Below are 25,113 nucleotides of genomic sequence, written 5' to 3' on the forward strand. Positions count from 1 at the left end.
CGCCAATAACTAGAACGCACCAGAAGAAAACTTTTCTAACTTAGACAACAGCAGGTTAAGGCCCCACGCACCTACGCGTGGGGTCTTTTCCGTTACCGGGGTGCAGGTTGGGGCTTTTGGACGCCACGGCGAACCTTGCCCGGAATGTCGTTAGGTCGGGAATGTGGGGCCGGTTTGGTGCCTGGAGGGGCTCCGGCGGGCCAGGAATGTCGTTAGATCGGGAATGTGGCGGGCGGCTGAAAAGTTTAGAAAATTCTTCAGCGCTGTGACCTGCGGGTTCGCATTAATGAAAACCGCTGCGGTTAATAGATTCCCGTTCTAGCGACATTTTCCGTTCTGAAGCACACAAACTCGCCCGCGCTGGGGTTAGGGAAGGACCTCTGATGCTACGGGGAAGGACCACCGCCGAAGCTGTTGGCCGCATACCAGGGCCACCACAGCCAGAGCCAGGGTCCGCATACCAGGGCTACCACTGCCGGAGCCGGTGTCCGCAACCAGGGCCACCACAGCCAGAGCTATTGTCGCAGCTCAGCGGCACCGCCGCCGCCCTCTCCAGCCGCCAGCGGCGCCGCAGCCTTCAAAGCCTCCACGCCAAATGCCATGTCATGCTTGTTGTCCGCGCCCGTGTAGGTGCGCCGCTCCTTGATGTAATCCTGCTCCATCCGCCACGGATCCCCAGCACCCTGACGCGGCAGAGTCGCCACGCTCCGCTGAATATAACCGCTGGACATCTCCAAAAGCGGCAGGTCAGCGGCCTCTCCGGCGGGCAACAGCGGGCAAGCCCACTGCTCGCCCCGCGCTTCCATGTCCTTCCACAGCTGCACCAAATAGCGCGAAGTCATATCCGCGCGCAGCGTCCACGACTGGTTCAAATACCCAATGGTGTACGAGAAATTCGGCAGGCGATTGGCCATCATGGCACGATAAGCCACCAGAGATTCGGTCGGTACGGGAGTGCCGTCCACGGAGAAGTTGGCGTCACCAAAGGCCAAAAGCTGCAGCCCCGTGGCGATCACCAAAACATCGGCCTCGATGTACCCGCCGGAGCGCAACCGCACCCCACCTGCGTCAACGCGGTCGATATGGTCAGTGACGACTCGCGCCCCACCCCGCACGGCCTTAAAGAAGTCGCCGCCGGGGGACTTGCAGACGCGCTGATCCCACGGCCCATACGGGGGAGTGAAGTTCCGGCGCACCTCGTCAGCGGGCAGGTACAGACGATTCCAGCCCCGGAACACCAACTTCGCGATGCTGGGGAATGTCTGGCATAGGTGGTACTGCGCCATGTCGCGCCCAATATGCAGGCTGCGGGCCAAACGATGACCGAATGTGCCCGGCTGTGTGCTGAGACCCAGGCCGACGAGGGAGCTGATCGTGTCCGTCTCCGGCAGCGGGGCAATGTACGTGGGAGTCCGCTGCAGCATCGTGACGTCCGCGCCCATTGAATGCAGCGCCGGAACCAGCGTAATTGCCGTGGCTCCGGAGCCAATCACGGTAACCTTCTTTCCGCGCACGTCGAGGTCGCGGAGCCATTGTTGTGGGTGTAGGGCGGTGCCTTGGAAGGTATCGACGCCCTCAATGTGCGCGGTAAAGCCCTCCGAATGGCGGTAGTATCCGGTGGCGAAGTGGAGACGGCGCGTCCACGTGGTGAGGGTGGGCTGCGCGAGGCCGAAATCGTCGGTGCCTTCGGAGTTTGCGCGGCCTGTGCGACCGAGGCGCATGGTGACCTCCCACAGCCCGCGGTTGGTGTGGAAGTTTACGGATTCGACCCAGGTGGAGAGCTGTAGGCGGTCGAGCATGCCGATTTCGGCGGCGGCTTCGTGGCAGTAGTCGCGGATTTGCTTGCCTGAGCCGAGCGTGCCCTTGTGTGGCCATTTCTTGAAGGGGAGGGAGAACGTGGCCATGTCGGAATCTGAACGGATTCCGGGGTATTGGAAGGTGGCCCAGGTGCCGCCGACGTCGTAGTTGGAATCGACGCCTGCCCAGTTCCAGGAAGGGAAGTTTTTGGAGACGTGGTAGGCGATGTCGATGCCAGAGAGGCCTGCGCCGACGATAAGGAGGTCGAGGGGGTGTTCGGCGCTAGCGTTTGCGAGGGCGGGCAGGGGAGTGGTCGCGGTGGAGGTTGGGTCGGCTGTGGAGTGGTCGGGCGTTGCGTTCATGGAGAATAGGCTAGTTCACGATGGTGGCGTCTCGTGGGAGAACCAATATTTTGCTTCCGCTCAGCAAACTGAAAATTAGGCAATGCCTGAGGAGGGGATAAGGGCTGTGCAAAACCCCGCGCCGAAGGTGAATAATACGTGAATATTTTGAACTTTCAGGCGACCTGGGCGTTTACAGAAGGGCAACCGCCTGGCCTGCGGGTTTGTTTATCCCCAAGTTATCCACCGATGAAAAAAGAGGTTTTCACACCAGTCACACGCCCCTGACCTGCGATAATAGAAGAAAGTGCAGGTGAGAGTGTTGACTGTCCACAGGTTATCCACAACCCGTCCTGGGCTATTGGAAGTTATGCACATTTCCTCCACAGGTATATTCACAGTGCCTGTGGATAACTTGATTTGCAATGCCCTCACAAGTTGTTCTCGCACGGGGCGGGTGAGCACAAAAAGCGGGCACAGGGCGGGGGTTCGAGGTTGTCCGTTGCTGCCACTAATGTGGTCGACATGAGCAAGAATGCAGGCATGAACTTCGACGACGGCGCCCCGCTGCCCGACGAGCCGTTTGATGACTTCGGCGGATCCCAGGATTTCGCTGGCGGTCGTGACTTCGGCAGTGGCCGCGGTGGGCGTCGCGGAGGTTCGGGCACCCAGCAGATCGTCCGCGAAATGCCGCAGAACCCGGAGGCCGAGCAGGGTGTACTCGGCGGCATGATGCTCAACAAGGACGCGATCGCGGATGTCGTAGAAGTCCTTGTCGGCGACGACTTCTATGTGCCGAAGCACAAGACTATTTTTGACGCCATACTTCAGCTCTACGGCGAGGGTAAGGAAGTCGACCCAGTCATCCTTGGCGGGCGCTTGGACCGCGACGGCGTGCTGGGTTTCATCGGTGGTGCAGGATACCTGCATAGCATCATCCAAAAGACTCCGACCTCCGCAAACGTGGGCTACTACGCCTCGATTGTGCGAGAGAAGGCCACGTTGCGTCGCCTGGTGCAGGCCGGTACCACGATTGTGCAGCTGGGCTATGCGGGCACCGAGGGTGCAGATGTAGACAACGTGGTGGACCGCGCACAGCAGGAGATGTTCGCCATTACCAACGATGCCGCGAAGGAGGACTATGAAGTCTTCGCGGAGTTGGTCGCATCGACGGTGGGGGAGATCGAGCAGCTGGAAAGCCAAGATGGCATCGAAATGGGTATCCCCACCGGTTTTAAGGATCTTGACGATCTAACCAATGGTTTGCGCGGTGGACAGATGGTGATTGTGGCGGCGCGTCCCGGTGTGGGTAAATCTACGCTGGCGCTGGACTTCATGCGGTCTGCCTCCATTGAGCATGGCAAGGCATCGGCGCTATTCAGCTTGGAAATGAGCAAGTCGGAGGTGATGATGCGCATCTTTTCCGCAGAGGCGGAGGTGCGCCTGGCCTCCATGCGCGGCGGTAAGTTGACTGACGATGATTGGGATCGGCTGACGGTGCGCATCGGTGAGATTGAAGATGCACCGATTTACATCGACGATTCGCCGAACCTGACGATGATGGAGATCCGCTCCAAGGCCCGCCGCTTGAAGCAACAAGTGGATCTGCAGTTGATTGTGGTGGACTACCTACAGCTGATGTCCTCCGGTAAGCGTGTGGAGTCCCGTCAGCAAGAGGTCTCGGAGTTTTCCCGTCAGCTCAAGCTTCTGGCCAAGGAAGTTAACGTCCCCGTGATCGCGATTTCGCAGCTGAACCGTGGTGTGGAGTCGCGTGGTGACGATGCTCTCCCGCGTGTTTCTGACCTGCGTGAATCGGGTTCGCTGGAGCAGGATGCCGACATGGTTATGCTGATCAACCGCCCTGATTCCCAGAACCCCGATCATGAGCGTGCGGGTGAGGCGGACATTATCTTGGCTAAGCACCGTGGCGGCCCGATCGGCACCGTGACTGTTGCCAACCAGCTGCAATTCTCTAAGTTCTCCGACATGGCCCGCGATATCTCCCCCATGCCCTAGTGCCGGAACCTAGGAACCTAGGAGCCTAGTGCCTAGGATTTCCCGTTTAGTTTCGCCAGGATTTCGTAGAACTGCTCGATCTCTGCGTCGCTAAGCTGGTCGAAGACCAGCTCCCGCACCTTTGCCACGTGGCCGGGGGCGGCGGTGGCTATCGCCTCGAGGCCTGCGGGTTCCAAGACTACGTAGGCCCCGCGACCGTCGGCGTCACAAGTTGTACGGCGCACAAGACCGCGTTTAGACATGCGCGTGATCTGGTGCGAAAGGCGCGAACGGCTCCATTGCATCATGTTTGCCAGTGCGACGATTCGCTGCCGGTGGTCCGGTGCTTCCGAAAGGTGGACCAGAACCTCGTAGTCCGCCAGGGATAGGGACGTTTCCGCCGACAGCTGCTGCGCTAGTTCGGCATTGATGTTGATGTGGGCATTGATCCACGCTCGCCACACCTGCTGTTCGCGACTGTTCAGCCACTTTGTCCCCTTGTTCGCATCGTTGTGTAGCGGGGGAGAGGTGTCTTCTTGTGTCATGTGCACCAGTATCGCATATCGGTCAAAATAGTTGATACATCAACTAATAGGGTGTAGCTTTGAGGCCAGCGCATCAAAAGAAGTAATCAACTGACACACCAACTGAAAGGTTCAACATGACCAACGTCAACAACTACTCCGGCAACTTCCAGATCGACGCAGCGCACTCCGAGATTGGTTTCGTCGCCCGCCACGCCATGGTCACCAAGGTTCGTGGCGCATTCACCGACTTCGAGGGCACCGCCACCACCGGCGAGAACCTGGAAGGCGCAAAGATTGAGGTCAAGATCGACGTCAACAGCGTCGATACCCGCAATGCCGACCGCGACGCTCACCTGACCACTGGTGATTTCTTCGAGACGGAGAAGTACCCGCACATCACCTTCACCTCCACGGACATTACCGCCGCCGGCGAATCCACCCTCCGCGTTACCGGCGACCTGACCATTAAGGATGTGACAAAGCCCGTCACCATCGACTTCGATTTCACCGGTGAGGTGCAGGATCCGTGGGGCCAGACCCGCGTCGGCTTCGAGGGTTCCACCAGCATTAACCGCCGTGACTTTGGCCTGGAGTGGAACACCGCTCTTGATGGTGGGCGTGCTTGTTTCCGAAAAGATCGCGCTGAACTTCGACATTTCCGCCGTCAAGCAGAGCTAACCTGATCGGCCGTTGTGGCCGCCCAACTCGACTGGTCGCGCTGCCAGCTGGGTAATATTGCACCTATGAATCGCCTCCCGCCCGTCGCCCTGGTTTTCCTCGGCGGCGCGCTGGGGGCGATTATTCGTTGGACGCTGACCGTCTGGATCCCCGCCCTCGGCGACCCCACACGCGTGCTCGGCGCAGCCACGCCGCTGAACATCATTGGAGGAATCCCTCTAGGAGACATCGCATTGCTGGTGGTCAACGTCCTGGGTGCGCTCCTTTTAGGGCTCTTAGTCGGGATGATCCCGGATTCTGCCCACCCACGTCGCACGTTCTGGGGCACGGGAGTGCTCGGCGGTTTTACGTCGTTTAGCTCGCTTGCTGCGGCTGTTGACGCCACCACCGATTCAGCTTCTACCATCCTCATCGGGGGAACCTACGGCGTGTTTACGCTGGCGCTTGGTCTAATTGCAGCTGCGATGGGGCTGCGCCTCGGGCGGGATCTGAATGAGCTGGCGCGGCTGCGACGCGCAGCCGACGGCGCCGACGAGCCCCAGGATCCCCATGAGCCCCACAAAGGGGGCGCACGATGAACACCGGAGCAACCCTCATTGAGCTGTTAGCCGTCGCCCTCGGAGGCGGGACGGGAGCGGCGGCCCGCTACGTACTGGATACTCACCTAAAGTCCAAGCACGGTTGGGCACCTTTGTGGAGCCTCGCGGTGGTGAACCTCCTCGGCACAGTCGTGCTGGGTTTAGTGCTTGGGTACACCTCGCAGCATCTTGACGGAGCCGCCGGATCCACCAGTGCAGGCGAGACGCAGGACATTTTATATCCCCTGCTTGGCATTGGTTTGGCCGGCGGTTTCACCACGTTCTCCACGGTGATGGTGGAGGTCTTCACCCGGCCCCAGCCCGCTCGCCGTATTGTGGGCGTGGTGGGGATGGCAGTGGTCTGCTGCGCGGTGTTCCTCCTCGCGCTGTGGTGCGGGGCGCTACTTGCTGGCGCCTGAGGAGCCTTCGCGCGGGTGCGGACGCTACGACGCCGTGTACGTCGCCGGGAGCCGCGCAAACGTACCAGGTATCTGCGCTACTTTTTGGCCGTCACCCAGATGTCAATCTCCGCGTAGGTGGATTCCTTGCCCTCATCATCGGCGAAGTGGATCTTCACCGTCACGGTCTGTCCGCCAGACTCCTGAGTGATCTTCTCGAAGTCCGGCAATTCGGCAGTGGCGGTGGCCGTCAGGCTGCCCTTCGTCTTCTTCAAGTACTGAGTTCGCATGCCCTGTGGCAGCCACCGGTGCGTATTGGGAATTGAGGCCTCGGCCAGCATCCCCATTGCAAACTCCGCGACATTGCAGGCCGCAATGGCATGGAAGGTACCAATGTGGTTGTTCAGCAGCCACCACTTCTTCGACCGAACCTTGCAGAAGCCCGGGCGCAGCTCTTGCACCCGAGGCTGTACGGTGAGGAAGTATGGTGCTTTAAAGCCGGCCGCAGCCGAGAACAAACCGTTTCCGAACGGTTTGTTCGCAAGCTGCTTGTACATTTTGAAAGTGCTAGATGGATTCGCGTTGGCGTCATAAATAGACATAGTGAGAACTCTAACGTGGAATAAAGCGACCGTTGCGTAATGTTGGAAAACATGCTCGCCCCCTTTCACCGGGGCGCCAACAACAAAGTTTTTGGACAAGCACAATCGACCCGAAGGGAAACAAATGGCGACCATCGAAATCACCGGAGCTAACTTCCAGGACACCGTGCAGGGCGACGGCATCGTCGTGCTGGACTTCTGGGCGGAATGGTGCGGTCCGTGTAAGCGCTTCGCGCCCATCTTCGAACAGGTCTCTGACGAGCACCCGGAGGCTGTGTTCGGCAAGGTCGATACTGAGGCCAACCAGGAGCTTTCCGCTGCGCTGCAGATCCAGTCGATCCCGACGCTGATGCTGTTCCGCGATGGTGTTCTGCTGGCCCGCGAGTCCGGCCTGCTCCCGGCGAAGGCGCTGAACGAGCTCATCGCCAAGGCCGAGGAACTGGACATGGACGAGGTGCGCAAGCAGATCGAGGCCGAGCAGGCCAAGGAGCAGTAAAGACTGCGTGGTAGGCACGCTGGCCGGTCTCGCGCGCAGTGTGTGGGCTGAGGGGCTAGCGCGGGTGGCCTCGAACCGAAACAAAAAATAATAGACCAGCGATTCGCGCATCGGCGCCACCACAGGGATAATGCTTGAGGGCATTACAAGAGGAGGCGCACAGAATGGGACGAATCAACGCCAGGAAAGCAGCGATTGCATTGACCGCTGGGCTGGTTGGATTCGCCGGAACCGGAATGGCGGTGGCGAAAGGCGGCATTTCCGCGAACCTCGCGCTGTCTGGTTCTTTTTTCACCGTGACGATCGATCACCTTTCCGGGCAGGACTTTTCGCTGTTCATGGATAACGACGTTAAAGGTGATAATCACCTGCCCGTCGCGCGCGTGAAGATTCAGCAGGCCAAGGCCTCTGACCTGTGCCTTTCAACAACCGTGCCGAACCTGCCCGCCGTCGGTGAGGCAACTCTTGCCCTGCGCTCCAACGGAAAGAACAGTGTGGATGCGAAGGACCTGATCGTCGGGTCTACCGATATTAAGGGCAGCCTGCGGATGGCTGACCCTAACCTTGGTATTGACGCCCACCAGGTCAACCCCGAAGCACCGGACGATGCATGGGGTCTGCACTCGAAAGACGTGCAGGTTGTGGCAGAAAAGATTGTTGCGACATCTGTTGGGGCGAAGCAGCTGAACGTTTCCGGAGTTGAGGCGAGCGTGCGCCGGGGAACTGAGAATGCCTGCTAGAGGGCGTTTGGCACGCTTCGCGGAATGGCGTCGCGGTCGGCCGTTCGTGCCGGGACTGCTGGTGCTGCTTTCGGGTGTGGTGATTATGACGCCCGCCTACCTGACCCTACGCATTAATGACCTACTGGTGATGATCTCCACGTTGTCGGGGGTCTCCACGCTGTTCCTCGGCGCAGCCCAGATTATGTTTGGCCTGGGTATTTGGCTGAAGCCGGCGACAGCACCTTACCTGGGTGTGTTCGCCATTCTGCTGTCTTTGGTGGCGCTGCCGGCCTCGAATATCGGCGGCTTTTTATTGGGCTCGCTGCTGGGGATTTTCGGCGGCGCGTTTGCGTTGGCGTGGGAGCCGGGGGACGGCAAGCGGAAGAAAGCTAAGGCCACTGCTGCAGAGCCGGCAGAGTTGGCTGAGTCGGCAGAGTCGGCAGAGTCGGCTGAGTCGACTGGGGAGAGCGTAGGCGACGGCGGGGATGGCGCGGATGGCGATGCGCCGCAGTCCGGCGGTGGGTACTCCGCGACGGTAGCGGCCTTGCTGGTGGCAGTGGGTATCGCGACCGGCGTGGGCATCCTGAACGCGAACGCCCCGTACAGTGTGGCGCAGCCCGCCCGTGTGGGCGATGTCGGCCAGGTCACCGCCGACAACGTGACCTTCAAGGGGAATGTGCGCATCAGCGTGGATTCCGTGGGCACGGAGCACGGCCGCCGCGACCTAATACGCATCACCGGGGATCGCCTGCAAATTAAGAACCTGCAGATCCAGCTGCCGGGCCAGTGGGGCGATGGCATGCTGCGGACCGGCTCAAAGGTGGAGACATATGTGGTCGAGGGGCCGGTCGTGGTGGAGGCGACGTCCCTGGAGGCTGTTCCCGCGCTAGCCGAGATCTCCACGATCCCGGTGAAGGTGGATATCTCCGGTGGTGCGGGGGACGTTTTGCACCAGCTGGGCTTGGTCCCCAGCGAGGCGCCCATCCCAGACCCGGTGATGGAGGTCGTCTCCCTCAAACAAGTGAAGCTAGACCTGCTGCACCTAACCGGGCGGGATATGAACGCCCCGGTAGTCCACCTGAAGGCTCTCTAACGTATCCCTGATTCCGCCGCCCGCCCATTCGCTCCGTGCGCCGCGCCAAAAGCCAGTACGCTGGAATTCAACAGGCTGCATTGCAGCTAAATTGACCACACCATCACGTCCGATACAGGAGCTTTCCCATGGCGAATCCATTTTCTAAGGGCTGGAAATACCTCATGCAGTCCCTCGACACGAAGATCGAGGAGAACGCGGATCCCCATGTACAGATCCAGCAGGCCACGGAGGCTGCCCGCAAGCAGCACCAGCAGATCTCCGAAAGCGCAGCCCGCGTGATCGGTAACCGTAACCAGCTGGAGATGAAGATGAACCGCCTTCAGCAGGACGCGAAGAAGCTGTCGGACAATGCTCGCACCGCCATCCAGCAGGCCGACAATGCCGCTGCTGCTGGCGACCAGACCAAGGCCAACGACCTGAACCAGACCGCGGAGCTGTTCGCCTCCCAGCTGGTCTCGGTGGAACAGCAGCTGGACGAAACCAAGCAGCTGTACGCCGGTGCGGAGGAGGCCGCCCGTCAGGCCCAGCAGCAACAACAGCAGTCCGCTGCCCGCCTCGAGGAGCAGATGGCGCAGATTAACCAGCTGCGCGCCCAGGTAGATCAGGCGAAGATGCAGGAAGCTACCGCCAACTCCATGCAACAGATGGATGGCCTAGTGCAAAACGACGATGTGCCGACCCTGGATAGCGTGCGCGAGAAGATCGAGCAGCGCTACGCCCAGGCGCTCGGCAGCCAGGAGCTTGTAGAAAACTCCGTGCAGGGCCGCATGGCAGAAATCGAAGCTGCAGGTAACGACATGCGTGCTGCCTCCCGCCTGGAGGAAATCCGCGCCCAGATGAACTCGGGCAGCGGCACAAACGCACTCGAGACCGACGAGTCCCAGGGCGAGCTGGAGCGCTAGCCCACAGCGCTTATCCCCTTCAGGCGCAGCACACCTGGTGTAAAGTGTCCAGGGTTCGCGGGTGCGTTCGTGCACCCGTCTTTTCTTGTCTCGGAGGGATACTTTTGTCTAAAAAGCCTTTTTCTGACGCCGCCGATCCCGACCGCGCCACCACTCCAGCCGACGCGGTCGCGTCAACGGAAAGCATTTCCGAAAATCGCAGCCCCGATCGCGCGGGCCACCCGACCCCTCCAGAGGAGCCCGCGGTGGGCGCGAAACTGCTCATCGGCATGCTGGTTGTCGCAGCGTTCGTGGTGATTCTCAACGAAACCACCTTGGCCGTGGCCCTCCCCGTCTTGATGGGAGAATTTGGCGTCACCGCTGATGCAGCGCAATGGCTGACTACAGCGTTCATGCTCACGATGGCCGTCGTCATTCCGATGACCGGCTACATCATGCAACGGTTCCGGTTGCGGTCGATCTACATCGCGGCGCTGACAGCCTTCCTGATAGGTACGATTCTGGCCGCAGCCGCGCCGACGTTCCCGATTTTGCTGGTCGCCCGCGTGGTGCAGGCCAGCGGCACGGCGCTGGTGATTCCGATGCTGATGACCACCATCATCCGCCTGGTGCCCATCGACCGCCGTGGCGCGGTCTTTGGCCTGGTCTCGGTGGTCATTGCGGTGGCTCCGGCGCTGGGGCCGACGTTCTCCGGTGTGGTGCTGGAGGCCCTGGGCTGGCGCTGGATCTTCATCCTGGTTGCCCCGCTGGTGTTGATTACCCTGGTCGCGGGCTTGTTCCTGGTGAAGAACTTCGAGGAGCCGACGCGCCCGTCCCTGGATGTGCTGTCCGTCTTTCTTTCCGCATTCGGCTTCGCGGGCCTGGTCTACGGCCTGGCTGGTCTGTCCGAGTTGGCTGATGGGGTGCCGGTGCAGCGCCTGCTCATCCTGGCTGTCGGCGCGGTTGTCCTGGTGCTTTTCTTCCTGCGCCAGCGCTCCCTGGAGCGCAGCGATAAGCCGAACGCCACCCCGCTGCTGAACCTGCAGCCGGTGCGCGTGCGCGAGTACAACTTGTCGCTGGGGTTGCTGCTGCTGACGTTCTCTATGCTCTTCGGTTTCATCATTCTGATGCCGCTGTACGCGCAGAACGTTGCGGGCTTGTCGGAGCTGAAGACCGGCATGGTTTCCCTGCCCGGTGGTCTGGTGATGGGACTGCTCGGCCCTGCCATTGGCCGGGCTTATGACGCGCGCGGCACCCGCCCGCTGATCATTCCCGGCAGCATCCTGATCGCGATCGGCATGATGGGATTTGCCGCCCTGGAGCAGACGGAGAGCCTGTTCGGATGGGTTGGCTCCGGTACGTGGCCGGCGTTTGTGCAGCTCATGGTCCTTACGGTGGTATTGAACCTGGGCATTGCTTTGATGATGACGCCCCTTATGTCCAACGCCCTGGCGGCCGTGCCGGATTCTCTGGCTTCCCACGGGCAGGCAATTTTGAACACGTTCCAGCAGGTTGCCGGTGGTGCCGGTACGGCAATCTTCGTGGCGGTGATGACGTTCGCCTCCACCCGCTATGCCTCGAGCAACGCGGCGGAGCTGGCTGGCTTGGCAGCGACGGATCCCGCTTTGGCCGAGCAGCAGGTTGTGGGCCAGGGCATCCACGTGGCGTTCTTGGTGGCGGCTTTCGTTTCGGCGGCGCTGATCGTGCTGTCGGCGTTCCTGAAGTTGGACGCCAAAGAGTCCGCCCATCCAGGCCACCTGAAGAACTAGAAGGGGAACGACAAAGCGCCGCCCAGGGTGTGGGGCGGCGCTTGTGCTTTGTACGCGGGTGAGGGGGTGGTGGCGGGCTCGCCTGAGGGGCTCGGCCAAACCCCAGAGTGGGGGCTTTGGGGAGCTACAGCGGCAGCTTGCGCAGGATCGGCAGCGGCAGGTGCTTCAGGATCAGCATGATCGGGCGGAACAGGGGGTGCACCCAGATCAGGGACTTGCGGTTATCCACGGCCTTGGCGATCGCCTTGGCCACGTCTTCTTTGTCCACGGTCAGCGGGGCATCCTCGAGGTCCTTGGTCATGTTGGTGCGGACCTGGCCCGGGCGGACCGTCAGTACGCGCACGCCGGAGCCGCGCAGAGCTTCGTTGAGCATGCGGTAGAAGCCATCCAGGCCAGCCTTCGTGGAGCCGTAGACGAAGTTGGAGCGGCGAACCATCTCACCGGCAACGGTGGAGAACGCCACAATCTGGCCGTGGCCTTGCTTCTTCATGTAGTCCGCCAGCAGCACGCCGACGGAGACGGCGCCGGTGAAGTTCACCTGTGCGGCCTGCACAGCCAACTTCTGGTTGGTCCACTGTTTCTCGTTATCGCCCAGGATTCCGAACGCAACAATGGCCAGGTCCACGTCGCCATGGCTGAAGATCTCCTCGAACACCTGCGGGTGGGAATCGAAATCCACTGCGTCGAAGGGAACGGTGACGACCTCGCTGGCGCCGGCGGCGTTCATGCGTGAGGTGGCGTCGTCCAAAGACTCGCCAGGACGGGCGGCCAGGATCACGCGGGCAGAACCGCGGGAGAGGAACTCCTCGACAACGGCGAGGCCCATGTCGGACGCGCCGCCGAGAAGCAGGATGGACTGGGGTTTGCCAACGGCATCAATCATTGTGACTCTTCTTTCGGGGTGGGGGCAACTATTGTGGGCAGGGGCTACAGCTCGAGGCGGCGGGACATATCGGAGGCGAACACACCCGTCGGGTCGATGTTCTTCCGCGTGGCGAGCCAACCCGGCAGGCCGGGATACATCTTGTGGAAGTTCTCGGCGGAAGTGCGCGACTCCTTGGCCAGGTACAGGCGGCCACCGAACTCCATCACGCGGCGGTCCAGGTCGTTCAAGAAGTTGCCCAGACCCGGCTTGATCGGGAAGTCCACGCAGACATTCCAGCCTGGCATCGGGTAGCTCAGCGGCGCCTTGTTGCCCTCGCCGAACAGCTTGAACACGTTCAGCGCGGAGTAGTGGCCGGAAGCCTGGATATCGCGGATGATCTCCTTGAACGGCTCCACTGCCTCCGTCGGCACGACGAACTGGTACTGCAGGAATCCCTTGGAGCCGTAGCCACGGTTCCACTCGCCAATCAGATCCAGCGGCTGGTAGAACTGCGTGAGGTTCTGCACCTGGTTGCGGTACTCACCGGACTTCAGCCACCACAGCTCGCCGATGGCAACCATGGAGAGCTTGTTCATGGTGAAGTTCGGGAAGATATCCGGCACGGTCATGAGCTGCGGCGCGTTGAACTTCAGCGGATCCTTCGCCAGCTTCGGCGCGTACTCCTTCAGCTGATCTAGCGTGGCCAGGGAGCCACGGGAGATCGCCGCGCGACCCAGCTTTGGCTCCGGGCTGATCGCATCGAACCAGGCGGAGGAGTACGTGAAGTTGTGCTCCGAACCGTCGGAGTGGAACGCGATGGTCTCGTCCAGGGAGTGCGTCATATCGCCATCGGCGATGAAGTATGCGGTCTCCGTCTTCGTCATCTCGATCGTCGCGCGCAGAATGATGCCGGTCAGGCCCATGCCGCCGACGGTGGCCCAGAACAGCTCGCCATCCGGATCGTCCGCGGAGCCCTCCGGGGTCAGGTGCAGAACACGCCCGTCAGCCACCAACAGCTCCATGGAGCGGACATGGTTGCCGAAGGAACCGGCAGAGTGGTGGTTCTTGCCGTGGATATCCGGGCCGATAGCACCACCGATGGTCACCTGGCGCGTGCCGGGCAACACCGGCACCCACAGGCCGTATGGCAGCGCGGCCTTCATCAGCTGATCCAATGTCACGCCAGCATCTACATCTACGATGGCGGTATCGGGATTGATGCTGTGAATGCGGTTGAGCTGCTGCATGTCGATGACGAGGCCGCCACCGTTCATCGCCGGATCACCATAGCTGCGGCCCATGCCGCGAGCGATCACGCCACGCTGGAGGTGGCTGGGCTTATCCGCATTATCGTCGGCCACGCGCGCAACGGCGGCAGCAATCTGATCGACATCCTGGGTAGACAGGACTTCGGCGGTCGTGGGGGCCGTACGTCCCCACCCGGTGAGGGTACGAGTGCTGGTGTGCAATTCCATGTTCTCTACCCTAGCGCCCGCGCACGACATCCCCGGGGCGCGGCGCTACGTGAAGTACAAGTTGCCAGCGTTTTCGCAGTTGCGGTGTGGGTGGCGTCACAAAAATAGGGAGTGCGACAGGCACAAGCGACTACAACGGTGCTAGTACAGTTCCATGATCTGACGGATTTCCTCCGGCAGTTCCTCCGGCTCAGTGATGGTTGGGCCGTCGTAGTCGCGCAGGATATCGCGCACGCGCTGGCGGCTGGTGCTGTCGAGGATGGGGAGCTCCTGGGCCATGAGGCGCGTCATGTACTCGTTGAGCGGCAGGTTTGTCCTGGTCGAGGCCTCGTAGCTGCTTTCCTTGCCGACGCCCCCAATTCGCACCGGTGCACTCCTGTGCTCCTGCTCGGCGGGGGAGGGCTTGGAGCGTTTGAAAAATTTGGTGACGGCGGAGAACGTGGAAGAGAGCACGGAGGACGAGTCGGAATCAGCCATGGGGATGATCTTAGCGGGTGCGGCTGCGAGCGTAAGGGGCATGTCCGGTGGCGGTGGTAACCTGCAATTACGATGAGCACAACCGCCCCAGAGAACACCGCTGACACCGCAACTGACACCGTAACTGACACCGCACCCCAGCCTGTCCGTTATGACCCGATCATGGTCGTGGCCGCCGCCGGCGAGGCAGACGACCCAACCTTCGCCATCTGGCAGGTGGAAACTGACCCCGACGTGCAGTTGGGCGACTTTTCCGGCGCATGGTTGATCGACGGCGCAGGCATTCACGGCTTCGCTGCCGAGGCGGATTGGATCGAGGGGACTGATGACCGCGGGGCTATGCTCGCTGCGCTGCTGCGTTACCCCGTGTTGTTCGTGGGGCCGGAGGCGGCGGCGAAGGTGCTGCCACAGGAGGTTGCGCTGGTTGATGTGGAGGCTACGGAGGCTGCGCTTAATGACGCCCTCGCCTCCGCAAAGCAGCACTTCAGCGACGAGTTTCCGGGGAAGAAGCAGCCGGCGTGGGGAAGTTTGCGCCCGCTGGAGGAATTCCGAGGGGCTGAGGCTGGTGGCTCTGGCGGAGATGGTGCTAGTGGAGCTGGCGGGGACGGTGCTGATGGCGCTGGTGAGGTGGAGCGCTTGGCAGTTGCTGCCGCACTGCAGGGGGCAGCGGCGCTGCGCGGGTGGATCGCGCAATACAATGCGTTCGACAAACTACGCGTCCGGCGCATCGGTGCTGTGAGCAGTGATTTTGCGCAAGCTCAGCCAATCCCGGTGGTTTTCGCCCAGCGAGGTTAGCCAGGCGCGATTACGCTTGAGAACCATGAATCGCTCATCACATTTTGGAGCCGCCGGTGGCTATGAATCCGCCGGTGGCTCTAGTGCTGCGCGAGCAATGGGGGAGAACAGCACAGAGGCAGTGGCACCGGGCGGGAGCGTGGTTTCCCTTTCAGAAATCCGCACTGCTCGGCGTGACGGTGCCGGCGATGCTGACGCGAACAGCGCAGCAGACAGCAGATCCGAGGAGGCGGAAATGCAGGAAAGCCTGGGGGTAATGTCCACACCGGGGATGGGGATAAGAAGGGAATCAGGGGCTCACACAAAGGTCTTCACCGTAGCCGTGGAGCACCACTTTCCGGGCGTGGGAAGATACTCGCGGCTCCTCAGCGTCTCCAGCGCAATGAGCGTGGCTGACTTCGCAGACGTCATCCTCGCCAGCTTCCTCTGGCCGGAGCGGGTGAACCGAGTACCTGAAGCTCACCCAACCTGCTACGGCACAAAGGAAGATCACGCTGCAGGAGAGGCCGAGGCCGGTAGTGACAGTGATCCTGCCTGGAGCTTCCGCGCCCGCACCGCCGGGCGCGTGCGCGTCTATGCAAAAGGAGCGAATTCCATTGGCACTGCTCTAGGCGATATTTTCCGCCGTGGCACCATCGGTGTGCTGAAGGTCGACGGATACGACTTCAGCGTCACCGTCACGGATACCACCACCCGCCACGACGAAATTGAGTTCGTCGACCCCTCCCGGGACTCGCACTTCGATCCTTTCCTCGCCTCATCCCAGGACTTGTTCGGCGCGCCGGGCGAAGCAAATGACGAAGCAGTCCTCCTGGCTGCTGACTTCCTTGCGGATTCCGACGATGAGGCCGCGGAGACGGATGACGTCAAAAAGAATCAGGATGACGAGTTCGCCGCGCACCTGCACCCTGCGGGCATTCCGGCGATAGTCGACATCTCGGAAGTGAATGTGGCGCTGGCCGGTGAGGATACCGTTGAGAATATCCTCGCGGAAATTACCCCTGAGCTGCGAGAGCTGCTGCGCGACGGTGCGTTGTACGAGTTCATTCCGCTGCTGCAGGCTTTGGATTTGGAGCGGCCCGCGAACGTCACCGAGCGCGCCGCCGAGTTGTTGGCCGATGTGCCGATTGAGAAGAGCAAAATCGGGCGCGCCGCTGCGTGGGCGCGGATCATTGCACTGTCCACGCTGGTGGAGTCGGAAGCCGGGGAGGTCAGCGAGGCCTTCATGTCGGCGCTTGGCTACACGCGCGCGGATGCGAAGCTGCCGCCGACGGATACTGCTCTTGGTGCCGACGCCCTCAGTGCCAGCGAGATCAAATGGTTGTCGCGCCGGACCGGGCGCATCTTGGCGCAGGTTGGAGCCTGCAAGTGGGAACCTCAGCCCGATGACCAGGCAGTTCCTTTGGTTCCCCAGTGTTCGATGCTGGAACGCCTGGAGATGTACCGCTTCATCTTGCAGCACTAGGCGGGGGCCGGGGTGTTGTTGTGTGCCCGGAATGTCGTTGAATCGGGATTCCGTGGTGGCCTGGGGCACAAGTCAGCTTTCTGCGGGCGCGGAATGTCGTTGAATCGGGATTCTGTCGCGGCTTGCGGTGGATTCCGAAAAATGGAAACGCTCTGACCTGCGGGTTTAGATAATTGCAAACTGGTTTCGTTAACAGATTCCCGTTTTAGCGACATCTGCACCCTGCCGGAGCCTCCGGAGACCCCCAAATTAGCCTCCCGCGAGCCCACCGGCTCACCAGTCCGCCCGGACTACCTGCCCACCAGCCAGCCCAGCCCGACCCAGACCCAGCCCGGCCCACCAGCTAGCGCTTGAAAATAAAGAACTTCTGGATCAGGAAGTTCAGCACCGTCGCCGTACCCTGGGCAATCACAAAACTAATCGCACGCACCCAGAACGCATTCAGGTCGAAACCCTCCAGCCACGGAATGGACACCTTGTACAGCCCCCACTGCACCGCAAAGGTCAGGCCGTAGGTCGCCATGGTTATGGCAAACCGACGCCCGCTCGGCTCCGCCTGGAAAGTCCACCGACGGTTGATGAAGTATGCCGTCAGGGTTCCCAGCACGAATCCCAGCGCCTTCGCCACGCCATCGCTCAAGCCAAAAGCAAAAGTGAAAAGCGCCGTCGAACCAAAGTCGACGATGGCACTGAACCCTCCGACCAGCACAAACTTCACCAGCTGCGAACGGATCATACGTTGCGCCCGACTAAGGCCACCACCCTGGGACGACGAGGGGGCGTCATCAAAAGAAGAGTTAGTCATCCGCATCACCGTCAGCACCTGCCGCATTGCCCGCGCCCGTCCGCGGCTCGACCGTGCGCACCACCCGCTTGTGGTCGCGCGGCGCCGAGCGGAACGTCCACAGCTTGTTGAACAGGAAGTTCGCCGGCACGGCCACAATCACACCAATGAAGTTGCCCCAGTACGCGCGCGTGCGCAGCCCAGTGGAGTTATCGAAAAAGTCGTGGGGCAGCGCGATCGGTGACTCCGGATTCACCAGCGCCGTCGAGACCAGCAGCGTGATAATCAGCCCGAACACGCCCACAGCCATGAACTGCGGGAGCTGCTTCCACCACGCACGCTTGTGCTCGTGGCGGAACGTCCAATAGCGGTTCAGGCAGAAATTCCAAATATTCGCCAGCACAAAAGCGATCACGGAAAACACGTGGTACCAGCGGAAATGGTATTGGCTGCCGAGGAGGTTCAGGAACGCATCCTGCACGTCGATACCCCATCCGGCCTCGCTGATCTTCTTCGCCAGCACGAAAATCGCCTGGTTGACGATGAACCCGGACGCGCCAACAATCCCAAACTGGATGAACTGCCGTGCGACGGTGCGGCCGCGCGAAAGCGGACGCGCAGATGCGGTAGCTGCGTCGTCGACGTTTTTCTTATTGACGCCTGCGTCGTCAGCGGCCTTGGCGGGCTCAGCGATGGTGGAAGGCTGGGTATCGGACACGGTCACTTCGGCTAACTTGATCCTCGGTTAAGTAGTGCTCGGCGGTGTCTAGCGTTTGGTCTAGCGTTTGCAAGATCACCGCGATAGTCATTTAAGACTACGCCCGCGACCGGGTGAAAAGGAAAATCCTTCCCGGTGTGTGTGCTTAAAAAGTTTCTTAGAACTGCGTGTGCCGACCGAGTGGCCCTGCTCCAGCGCCGAGCCGTGCCCGTGCTACCGACCTGGCCGGCGGAACTGCTCACGCCGACCGAGCGCATGTAGCCGCAGCCACTCTGCGAACCCCTTCGGGTCCTTCTTCTGTACGAGGAAGAACCAACCGAAGCGGGCGTATTCCTGCGGCAGCAGCTTGCGCATGCCCGGCTGGTTCATGATGTATCCGCGGTTGCGGTAGGTGAAGTAGCGCTTGAATTCATTGTCCGGGTACTGCGTATGCATCTTCCCGCCGAGGATCGGCTTAAACTCATCCGACCCGTCGGGGTGCAGGTAAGCGCAGGTCAGACACGTTCCAAAGGGTAGGCCGCTGCGGACCAGGCGGCGGTGGTATTCCACCTCATCGCCACGGATGAAAAGCCGATAGTCGGGAACACCAATTATCTCCATCGCCCGTGCACTGATCAGCGCGCCGTTAAACAGGCTGGCGATCCCCGGCAGGAACGAACCCTCCAGCTCGGATAGAGTCCGCCGCCACACCAGCCCCTGGCGCAGCGGGAAAGCCAACCGCTCCGGGGCATCGATATTGCACACCACCGGGCTGATCTCTTCCAGCCCCTCGCGCTCCGCAACCTCCTGCAAGGTGGCCAGCACATGTGCATCCGCCGGCCTGCCGTCGTCGTCGGCACACCAAATCGCATCGGCGCCCAAAGAAAGCGCGGTGAGGAATCCCAGCGCGAATCCGCCAGCGCCGCCCAGGTTCGTCTCGGAGCCCACGTAGTGCGCCCGCGAGCCACACACGTCTTCCACCAGCTCCCGCACCGCCGGGTCGTTGCCGTTATCCACAACCACTACGTGCGCGACTTCCGCGCCTTCCTGGCCTGCGACTTGGCGCAGTGAGGCCTCCAGCAGCTCCACGCGATTGTGCGTGACGATCACTGCTGCGACGGTATCGTTCCTGCTCAGGGGCATGTTCTAGGCGTTCTCCTTCTCCGCCACCAGTTCTTGCACCTCGCGTCGGCGCACCTTGCCCAATTGGTCGGCGGGCAGTTCCTGGAAGGCATGGAATACCTTAGGCACCTTATACGCAGTAAGTCGTTCTTTGGCGAAGGCGCGGAAGTCGTCGGCGTCAATAACAGCGCCATTGGCCAAAACCACAGCCGCAGCGACGGTTTCGGAGCCGTCCTTGCGCTCCACACCGACGACGGAGGCCTGCTCGATGGAGGGGTGCTCGCACAGCACTTCCTCGACCTCGGCGGGGTAGACGTTAAAGCCGCCGGTGATGATCATTTCCTTGATGCGGGAGACGATCTTCAGGTAGCCGTCAGATTCCATGACGGCCATGTCACCGGTGCGGAACCAGTCCTCATAGAAGGCCTTAGCGGTTGCGTCCGGGCGGTTGAGATAGCCCTTGAACACCTGCGGGCCGCGGACGACCAGCTCGCCGGCCTCGCCATCGGGCATCGTTTCGGCGGGGTTATCCGGGTTGGCCACGCGGATTTCGGTGGACGGGAAAGGCACGCCGATGTAGCCCTCGCGACCCTTACCCATGGGGTTACCTGCGATAATGGGCGAGGTTTCGGTCAGGCCGTAGCCCTCGACGATGTTGCCGCCGGTGGAGCTTTCCCACTCGCGGACGGTCTCTGCGGGCAGGGCGCTGGCGCCGCTGAAGGAGTTGCGGATGCCGGAGATGGACATTCCGCGCTTCTCGGCCTCCTTCATAATGTTCTGGTACAGCGCAGGCACGCCCGGCATCCAGGAGGGCATGTTCTTCTTCATTACCCGCATGACCAGCGGCATTTCGGGTGCGGGTAGCAGCTGAATTACGCCGCCGATCATCGGGGCGAGCGTGATGTTCATGGTCAGGCCGTATGCATGGAAAATCGGCAGCGCGGCCAGCATGACCTCCTGCTTTGGCCCCTTACCCAGGCCTTTCACCCAGGTCTGGCCCTGTCGGAGGTTCGCGATGAGGTTGCGGTGCGTCAGCACGGCGCCCTTCGGCTTGCCGGTGGTGCCGGAGGTGTACAGGATCAGCGCCGGGTCGCTTGGTTCGATCTTCTTGTTAATGACGCCCTCACGCCATGACTGCTTGCCATTCCCGCCGGAGCTCATGAAGCGCTTCCAGGAGAGTGCGGCGGGTGCCGGGCCGGTGAGCTTGTCCTTCATGGCCTTGATCTTCGGGATCGGCAGCTTCAAGGCGTAGCGCAGCGGAGCTGGCATTTCGTCGGGGAGTGTGACGGCGATGACGGTATCCAGAGGGCTATCCAGCCGCAGGTGCTCAGCGACGTCGCTGACCTTGTCCCAGAAGAAGCCGACCTTCGCTGCGTGGTCGTTAAATGGATGATTGAGCTCGGCGGCAGTGTATAGCGGGTTGTGCAGGATGGGCACCGCGCCGACATTCAGAACGGCGTAGAACGCGATGAGAGCCTGCGGGCAGTTCGGCAGCACGATGGCGACGTGATCGCCGCGTTGCACGCCCAGCTTCTTGAGCCCCTGGGAGGCGATGGCAACCTGGTGGCCGTACTCCTCGTAGGTGGTGACTTTCCCGAAGAAGGAGTATGCGTTGCGCTCGCCGATGGTCTCCACCGCATGCCAAAAGACCTGCGGGATGGTGAAGCCGGAGGGGTTCTCCGCGGGGTCGTCGAGGTCAATGGTGTGCTGCGTCCACGGCGTGTAATGCTGCAGCCATGCCTTCGAGTTGAAAGCCTCGGAGGCGGTTGCGCCTGCGGCACCTGCACCGTTGTCGGCTGCTGGGTTGGTCAACTGTTTCACCTGGTTCTACGTTGTTTTTGGTGGTTGTTTGGGATGTTTTATGACTGATTGTTTGTGTTTAGTTTGCACGTCAGCCCTGGAGGGGGCTCGTGAGGGCTGCGACATGTGCCGTAACACTGACCGAGTCTAACTGTTTGGCTGCCTCATCTGGCCGGGTTTATTAATTCTCTTTTTATCTCTAGTTTGTGCCGGGTCGGGGAGGACGGTTCGGGAGGCTGGAGGTGAAGGTGGCGGGAACGAGGGGCGTCAATAAGAAAGGATAAAAATGGCTATGACCAGGCGAGCGCGCCGCCGCTCCAGAGGGCGCACGGCGGGCGGGTCGGGCGTGCCGCAAGGGCGCGGAAATGCTCGCTGACCTGCTCGATTGCGCGGCCGGATAGGTACGTTTCCGCCGTAACTTGCAGCAGCGTTAAGCCGCGGGCTTGGATGTCGTTTTCGCGCTGGCGTTCCTGCAGGAGGGCGCGCTTCGTGGCGTCGGTGGTGGCGCCGTACTTCTCGCGGCCGTCGTATTCGACGGCGAGGCCGACGTCGAAAAACATGTCGACGCGCCCGATGGTCCAGCCGTCCTCGTCGAGTATGTTGACCTGCTGAAACGGTGCGGGCAGGCCGTGTTCCCAGAAGCGGATCTTCAGCTGCGATTCGCGCGGGCTTTCGGAGTAGCGGGTGATGAGGCGCGCCGCCGTGCGGGCGCGTTGGGCGCCGTGGCGGATTGGCTGTCCACTCTGCCAGTCAAGCCACTTGCACCACTCATGCCACGTGATCTTCTTTGTATGCAACGCGGCCTCCGTGGCGATGACGGCATCGTCCAGCGAATGCCGTAGTCCCAATTCATGGCAGGTATCCAGCAGCCCGCTGGTCCAGATCTCGCCGAACTCGGTCGCGATCGGTACGGCACGCCGGCCTTGTCCCGGTGCCGCGAGGTAACGTTCTGACCTACCATTTCTTCCCATCATTGCCCTTTTTGGTGACGCCAGTTCCACCGTTTCCGGCGGTCCGAACCTTTCTAGGGGCAGGCCGTGGAGGAAGGCCGCTGATTTGCCCGCTGCGAGGGCTGGGATTTTGTGGGTGTAGCGGAGGTATTCCGCCACGATGTAGGCCTGCGCTTTGATCGCCTCGGCATTGGGGTCTTGGCTGATCTCGCGCCAGAGGCTGGCGGGGATGTAGACACCGCGCGCGAGCCGGACGGCTTCGCCTCTTTCCACCCAGCGCTGCCACTTGCGAGCCTGGGATGGGTCGATTCGGCGCACATCGACCAGGTGTTTTACTGGCAAGTGGTGCTTGGCGGACCTGGTCTTGGTGGTTTGGCCGGTGGTTGGCTTGGCTACGCTGGCTTTGGTTCTATCCCCCGTCATGGGAGGTATCTTTACCACCTTTTGTCGTGCATCTTTGTCCCAGCTTTCGCTGATCTGTGGATAACTTCTGCCGGAAGTGGGACTTATCCCCAGGCGCAAAATCTTCTGATGCTAAAACCCTTGCGATGGTGTATGTGAGCCCAGGTTCTGCGCGGCTGCACACCTGCAAGTGTCGTCAGGTGAGGAGCGGATGCCTAGATAAAGGTGCTGCCAAGGGGCTTCCGGGTACCACCGAGCTACCCAAATGTCGTTAGATCGGGAATGTGTTACTGGAAGTGGTTTGCAAGTTTGTAAAGGTGCAGGTCAGGGGGCTGGGGAAATTTGCAGGTTGCTGCGCACGCCGCCAGATTCCCGATTCAACGACATTTGGGCTGGATGAGCGGGGTATAGGTGGAGCAGGTGGGAATGGTGGGGTGGTAGGGGAGGTTGGGGTTGTCTGGGGTGGTAGGGGAGGTTGGGGTTGCGTGGGGCAGGGGCCCCACCAGCGGAAACTACATCCGCCCCAGGTCCTTCAGCACCTGTCGCACATGCGCGCCAGCCTCGGGCCCCTCGTATGCCTCCACCACATCATCCACGCGGCCCACCTGCCGCACTTCTCCGTGGTCGATCCACATCGCACTGTCACACAGTTGCGCCAGGAACTCGTTGCTGTGAGAAGCGAAAACCAAGATGCCGCTCCGCTCCACCATCTCGACCAGCCGCCCGCGCGCCTTCGCCATAAACGCCGCATCCACAGCACCAATGCCCTCATCCAGCAGCAGAATCTCCGGATCGATGCTGGTCACCACGCCCAAAGCCAACCGGATGCGCATACCCGTCGAGTATGTACGCAGCGGCATTTCCAGGTACTCGCCCAGCTCGCTGAACTCAGCAATCTCGTCCATCTTCCGCCGCATCGCCCGCCGCGTCTGCCCCAGAAAAAGCCCGCGGATCATGATGTTCTCGTACCCGGAAATCTCCGGATCCATACCCACGCCCAGGTCAAACACCGGCGCCACGCGCCCGCGCACCACAGCTGACCCGCGCGTCGGCTCATAAATCCCACTCAGTAGCCGCAGCAGCGTGGACTTGCCGGCGCCGTTGTGCCCGACCAGGCCAATCCGGTCACCATCTTGCAGGTGCAAGTTGACGCCCTTAAGCGCCTCCACCATCACCGTATTCGACGAGTTCCTGCCGATCGCGCCGCCGGCAGCACCCAGGAATGTCTGCTTCATGGAGCGGGTCTTCGCATCGAAGATGGGGAAGTCTACGCAAGCGTCGTAAGTGTCAATCGAAACCATGTCATCTCACTTCGTTGTTTCAGTTGTCGCGGCTGTCGGGCGCTCGCACGCCGGGCGCTTACTTGCCAAAGCCAAGCCAGCCGCCAGTCGCAAAGCCAAGCCATACCAAGCACACCAGCTGGCACGCCTATACCCAGTAGCTCACGCGGAAGCGCCAGCGGCGCATCACCAGCAGAGCCAGCGCAAGCCCAATCACCGTCAGCACTGCGACAATCCCCCAGTGGTACGCAGGCACGGGCTCGCCAATCATTGGCCCGCGGACGATCTCCAGGTAGTGGTATAGCGGGTTAATCTCTGCAATGCGAGCTCGCTCGGCCACTGCCCCGCCTTGTTCGCGCAGGGTTTTGGTTGTCCAGACGATGGGCGTCATATAAAAGGCCAGCTGCACCAGCGAATCCAGCAACGGGGCGACATCGCGGAAGCGCGTGGCGATAATGCCGAAGAACATGGTCACCCAGATGCCGTTGGCGATCATCAGCGCCATGGCGGGCACCACCAGCAGCACTTGCCACCCCAGCGAGGGGCGGAACACGGCCAGCAGCACCAGCCAGATCACCAGGTTGTGCAGGAGGAAGAGGAATTGCCTCCACACCAGGCGATACACGTGTACCGACAGAGCCGACGGCAGCTGTTTAATCAGCCCCTCGTTGGCAATAAACACCTCGGAGCCGTCCTTAATGCAGCCTGCGATGAAACCCCACAGGATCAGGCCGACGGCCACGTGCGGCAGGAAGCTGGCGAGGTCCTGCTGGAATAGCAGGCTGTACAGCAGGCCGAGGGCCAGGGCCATCACGCCGGTGGCAATGGTGATCCATAGCGGTCCGAGGGTACTGCGGCGGTAGCGTTGCTTGATGTCCTGCCAGCCGAGCGCGAGCCATAGTTCGCGTTGCGCCAGGCCGCGCTTGAGGTCGTCCCAGGCGGCGGCGAAGGTTTGGGAGTTGCTAGCGGGGATGTCGCCGTCTGCCGCGGCGGTGATCCTTTGTAGATCCGCGGCCTCTGGCATTTTCTGTGGCATGAGTTCCTGCTTTTAAGTTGCTGTTGCTTTAAGGCACCTTATTTTACTTTGTGACGCCAACACCTCCTATTCCCGGCGCGTCCCG

The 25,113-nt window shown here is 61.4% G+C and carries 23 protein-coding genes and 1 pseudogene; 11 read left to right on the forward strand and 13 right to left on the reverse strand.

Going from position 1 to position 25,113, the window contains the following annotated elements; all coding sequences use genetic code 11:
• Positions 1 to 515: 515 nt before the first annotated feature.
• Positions 516 to 2,159, reverse strand: coding sequence for a flavin-containing monooxygenase (locus AC05K6_RS07555; protein WP_476728222.1), 1,644 nt, complete (start codon positions 2,157 to 2,159; stop codon positions 516 to 518).
• 504 nt (positions 2,160 to 2,663) lie between these two features.
• On the opposite strand from AC05K6_RS07555, the gene dnaB reads away from it, so the two are divergent.
• Positions 2,664 to 4,154 carry a replicative DNA helicase gene (gene dnaB, locus AC05K6_RS07560; RefSeq protein ID WP_448307875.1) on the forward strand — a complete coding sequence of 497 codons (1,491 nt, stop codon included), beginning with the start codon at positions 2,664 to 2,666 and terminating at the stop codon, positions 4,152 to 4,154.
• 32 nt (positions 4,155 to 4,186) lie between these two features.
• On the opposite strand, the gene AC05K6_RS07565 is transcribed toward dnaB, so the two are convergent.
• The gene (locus AC05K6_RS07565; RefSeq protein ID WP_476728223.1) at positions 4,187 to 4,678 is read right to left on the reverse strand and encodes a MarR family winged helix-turn-helix transcriptional regulator; all 492 of its coding nucleotides are present in this window, start codon (positions 4,676 to 4,678) and stop codon (positions 4,187 to 4,189) included.
• Between the two features lie 116 nt (positions 4,679 to 4,794).
• Here AC05K6_RS07565 and AC05K6_RS07570 point away from each other — a divergent pair.
• The 3 genes and pseudogenes from AC05K6_RS07570 to AC05K6_RS07580 all read left to right on the forward strand — a co-directional run bounded on the left by AC05K6_RS07570 (position 4,795) and on the right by AC05K6_RS07580 (position 6,335).
• Positions 4,795 to 5,338, forward strand: a pseudogene (locus tag AC05K6_RS07570) (YceI family protein).
• 65 nt (positions 5,339 to 5,403) lie between these two features.
• Positions 5,404 to 5,916, forward strand: a complete 513-nt coding sequence (locus AC05K6_RS07575) for a fluoride efflux transporter FluC (RefSeq protein WP_005292465.1) — start codon at positions 5,404 to 5,406, stop codon at positions 5,914 to 5,916.
• A complete protein-coding gene (locus AC05K6_RS07580) occupies positions 5,913 to 6,335 on the forward strand; it encodes a fluoride efflux transporter FluC (protein ID WP_476728224.1) in 423 nt (140 codons plus the stop codon). The genes AC05K6_RS07575 and AC05K6_RS07580 overlap by 4 nt, the downstream gene beginning before the upstream one ends.
• Before the next feature lie 77 nt (positions 6,336 to 6,412).
• Here the strand turns inward: AC05K6_RS07580 and AC05K6_RS07585 are convergent, their stop codons facing one another.
• The gene (locus tag AC05K6_RS07585; RefSeq protein WP_005292460.1) at positions 6,413 to 7,051 is read right to left on the reverse strand and encodes a hotdog fold domain-containing protein; all 639 of its coding nucleotides are present in this window, start codon (positions 7,049 to 7,051) and stop codon (positions 6,413 to 6,415) included.
• Here AC05K6_RS07585 and trxA point away from each other — a divergent pair.
• The 5 genes from trxA to AC05K6_RS07610 all read left to right on the forward strand — a co-directional run bounded on the left by trxA (position 7,041) and on the right by AC05K6_RS07610 (position 11,880).
• Positions 7,041 to 7,412 (forward strand): thioredoxin, encoded by a 372-nt coding sequence (gene trxA, locus AC05K6_RS07590; RefSeq protein WP_005292458.1) that lies wholly within the window; start codon positions 7,041 to 7,043, stop codon positions 7,410 to 7,412. The two genes, AC05K6_RS07585 and trxA, sit on opposite strands and share 11 nt — an antisense overlap.
• Positions 7,413 to 7,576: 164 nt before the next feature.
• Positions 7,577 to 8,152 carry a DUF6230 family protein gene (locus AC05K6_RS07595; protein WP_293792031.1) on the forward strand — a complete coding sequence of 192 codons (576 nt, stop codon included), beginning with the start codon at positions 7,577 to 7,579 and terminating at the stop codon, positions 8,150 to 8,152.
• 7 nt (positions 8,153 to 8,159) lie between these two features.
• Positions 8,160 to 9,227 carry a DUF6114 domain-containing protein gene (locus tag AC05K6_RS07600; RefSeq protein ID WP_476728225.1) on the forward strand — a complete coding sequence of 356 codons (1,068 nt, stop codon included), beginning with the start codon at positions 8,160 to 8,162 and terminating at the stop codon, positions 9,225 to 9,227.
• A gap of 128 nt (positions 9,228 to 9,355) precedes the next feature.
• Positions 9,356 to 10,132 carry a PspA/IM30 family protein gene (locus AC05K6_RS07605; protein ID WP_293792028.1) on the forward strand — a complete coding sequence of 259 codons (777 nt, stop codon included), beginning with the start codon at positions 9,356 to 9,358 and terminating at the stop codon, positions 10,130 to 10,132.
• A gap of 104 nt (positions 10,133 to 10,236) precedes the next feature.
• Complete coding sequence (locus tag AC05K6_RS07610) at positions 10,237 to 11,880, forward strand: MDR family MFS transporter (RefSeq protein ID WP_476728226.1); 1,644 nt, start codon at positions 10,237 to 10,239, stop codon at positions 11,878 to 11,880.
• Positions 11,881 to 12,004: 124 nt separating this feature from the next.
• On the opposite strand, the gene AC05K6_RS07615 is transcribed toward AC05K6_RS07610, so the two are convergent.
• The 3 genes from AC05K6_RS07615 to AC05K6_RS07625 all read right to left on the reverse strand — a co-directional run bounded on the left by AC05K6_RS07615 (position 12,005) and on the right by AC05K6_RS07625 (position 14,586).
• Positions 12,005 to 12,763 (reverse strand): decaprenylphospho-beta-D-erythro-pentofuranosid-2-ulose 2-reductase, encoded by a 759-nt coding sequence (locus AC05K6_RS07615; protein WP_293792025.1) that lies wholly within the window; start codon positions 12,761 to 12,763, stop codon positions 12,005 to 12,007.
• A gap of 44 nt (positions 12,764 to 12,807) precedes the next feature.
• The gene (locus tag AC05K6_RS07620; RefSeq protein ID WP_293792024.1) at positions 12,808 to 14,220 is read right to left on the reverse strand and encodes an FAD-binding oxidoreductase; all 1,413 of its coding nucleotides are present in this window, start codon (positions 14,218 to 14,220) and stop codon (positions 12,808 to 12,810) included.
• A 141-nt stretch (positions 14,221 to 14,361) separates the two neighbouring features.
• Complete coding sequence (locus AC05K6_RS07625) at positions 14,362 to 14,586, reverse strand: hypothetical protein (protein WP_448307970.1); 225 nt, start codon at positions 14,584 to 14,586, stop codon at positions 14,362 to 14,364.
• A 183-nt stretch (positions 14,587 to 14,769) separates the two neighbouring features.
• Between AC05K6_RS07625 and AC05K6_RS07630 the strand changes: the two genes are divergently transcribed.
• Together AC05K6_RS07630 and AC05K6_RS07635 are read left to right on the forward strand one after the other, a co-directional pair.
• Positions 14,770 to 15,492, forward strand: coding sequence for a hypothetical protein (locus AC05K6_RS07630; protein ID WP_473963811.1), 723 nt, complete (start codon positions 14,770 to 14,772; stop codon positions 15,490 to 15,492).
• A gap of 25 nt (positions 15,493 to 15,517) precedes the next feature.
• Entirely contained in the window at positions 15,518 to 16,957 is a 1,440-nt protein-coding gene (locus AC05K6_RS07635; protein ID WP_476728227.1) for a hypothetical protein, read from the forward strand.
• A 343-nt stretch (positions 16,958 to 17,300) separates the two neighbouring features.
• On the opposite strand, the gene AC05K6_RS07640 is transcribed toward AC05K6_RS07635, so the two are convergent.
• The 7 genes from AC05K6_RS07640 to wzm form a co-directional block, all read right to left on the reverse strand.
• The gene (locus tag AC05K6_RS07640) at positions 17,301 to 17,762 is read right to left on the reverse strand and encodes a GtrA family protein (protein WP_448307862.1); all 462 of its coding nucleotides are present in this window, start codon (positions 17,760 to 17,762) and stop codon (positions 17,301 to 17,303) included.
• Positions 17,755 to 18,480, reverse strand: a complete 726-nt coding sequence (locus AC05K6_RS07645; protein ID WP_448307969.1) for a GtrA family protein — start codon at positions 18,478 to 18,480, stop codon at positions 17,755 to 17,757. The genes AC05K6_RS07640 and AC05K6_RS07645 overlap by 8 nt, the downstream gene beginning before the upstream one ends.
• Positions 18,481 to 18,672: 192 nt before the next feature.
• Positions 18,673 to 19,581: a galactofuranosyltransferase GlfT1 gene (gene glfT1, locus AC05K6_RS07650; RefSeq protein ID WP_293792017.1), complete on the reverse strand. Its 909-nt coding sequence runs from the start codon at positions 19,579 to 19,581 to the stop codon at positions 18,673 to 18,675.
• Between the two features lie 3 nt (positions 19,582 to 19,584).
• Positions 19,585 to 21,372, reverse strand: a complete 1,788-nt coding sequence (locus tag AC05K6_RS07655) for a long-chain-fatty-acid--CoA ligase (protein WP_476728236.1) — start codon at positions 21,370 to 21,372, stop codon at positions 19,585 to 19,587.
• 278 nt (positions 21,373 to 21,650) lie between these two features.
• A complete protein-coding gene (locus AC05K6_RS07660) occupies positions 21,651 to 22,751 on the reverse strand; it encodes a hypothetical protein (protein WP_476728228.1) in 1,101 nt (366 codons plus the stop codon).
• A gap of 473 nt (positions 22,752 to 23,224) precedes the next feature.
• Positions 23,225 to 24,013 (reverse strand): galactan export ABC transporter ATP-binding subunit Wzt/RfbE, encoded by a 789-nt coding sequence (gene wzt, locus AC05K6_RS07665; RefSeq protein WP_293792013.1) that lies wholly within the window; start codon positions 24,011 to 24,013, stop codon positions 23,225 to 23,227.
• A gap of 127 nt (positions 24,014 to 24,140) precedes the next feature.
• Positions 24,141 to 25,028, reverse strand: a complete 888-nt coding sequence (gene wzm, locus AC05K6_RS07670; protein ID WP_476728229.1) for a galactan export ABC transporter permease subunit Wzm/RfbD — start codon at positions 25,026 to 25,028, stop codon at positions 24,141 to 24,143.
• Positions 25,029 to 25,113 lie beyond the last annotated feature (85 nt).

This window comes from Corynebacterium sp. TUM25020 (assembly GCF_056388495.1).

What these genes read in the sequence shown, in the direction of transcription:
- trxA (WP_005292458.1), top strand. Translation starts at nt 7,041, where the DNA reads ATGGCGACCATCGAAATCACCGGAGCTAACTTCCAGGACACCGTGCAG.
- AC05K6_RS07640 (WP_448307862.1), bottom strand. Translation starts at nt 17,762, where the DNA reads ATGACTAACTCTTCTTTTGATGACGCCCCCTCGTCGTCCCAGGGTGGT.
- AC05K6_RS07615 (WP_293792025.1), bottom strand. Translation starts at nt 12,763, where the DNA reads ATGATTGATGCCGTTGGCAAACCCCAGTCCATCCTGCTTCTCGGCGGC.
- glfT1 (WP_293792017.1), bottom strand. Translation starts at nt 19,581, where the DNA reads ATGCCCCTGAGCAGGAACGATACCGTCGCAGCAGTGATCGTCACGCAC.
- AC05K6_RS07565 (WP_476728223.1), bottom strand. Translation starts at nt 4,678, where the DNA reads ATGACACAAGAAGACACCTCTCCCCCGCTACACAACGATGCGAACAAG.
- AC05K6_RS07595 (WP_293792031.1), top strand. Translation starts at nt 7,577, where the DNA reads ATGGGACGAATCAACGCCAGGAAAGCAGCGATTGCATTGACCGCTGGG.
- dnaB (WP_448307875.1), top strand. Translation starts at nt 2,664, where the DNA reads ATGAGCAAGAATGCAGGCATGAACTTCGACGACGGCGCCCCGCTGCCC.
- AC05K6_RS07605 (WP_293792028.1), top strand. Translation starts at nt 9,356, where the DNA reads ATGGCGAATCCATTTTCTAAGGGCTGGAAATACCTCATGCAGTCCCTC.
- AC05K6_RS07580 (WP_476728224.1), top strand. Translation starts at nt 5,913, where the DNA reads ATGAACACCGGAGCAACCCTCATTGAGCTGTTAGCCGTCGCCCTCGGA.
- AC05K6_RS07575 (WP_005292465.1), top strand. Translation starts at nt 5,404, where the DNA reads ATGAATCGCCTCCCGCCCGTCGCCCTGGTTTTCCTCGGCGGCGCGCTG.
- AC05K6_RS07630 (WP_473963811.1), top strand. Translation starts at nt 14,770, where the DNA reads ATGAGCACAACCGCCCCAGAGAACACCGCTGACACCGCAACTGACACC.
- wzt (WP_293792013.1), bottom strand. Translation starts at nt 24,013, where the DNA reads ATGGTTTCGATTGACACTTACGACGCTTGCGTAGACTTCCCCATCTTC.
- AC05K6_RS07635 (WP_476728227.1), top strand. Translation starts at nt 15,518, where the DNA reads ATGAATCGCTCATCACATTTTGGAGCCGCCGGTGGCTATGAATCCGCC.
- AC05K6_RS07585 (WP_005292460.1), bottom strand. Translation starts at nt 7,051, where the DNA reads ATGGTCGCCATTTGTTTCCCTTCGGGTCGATTGTGCTTGTCCAAAAAC.
- AC05K6_RS07555 (WP_476728222.1), bottom strand. Translation starts at nt 2,159, where the DNA reads ATGAACGCAACGCCCGACCACTCCACAGCCGACCCAACCTCCACCGCG.
- wzm (WP_476728229.1), bottom strand. Translation starts at nt 25,028, where the DNA reads ATGCCACAGAAAATGCCAGAGGCCGCGGATCTACAAAGGATCACCGCC.
- AC05K6_RS07620 (WP_293792024.1), bottom strand. Translation starts at nt 14,220, where the DNA reads ATGGAATTGCACACCAGCACTCGTACCCTCACCGGGTGGGGACGTACG.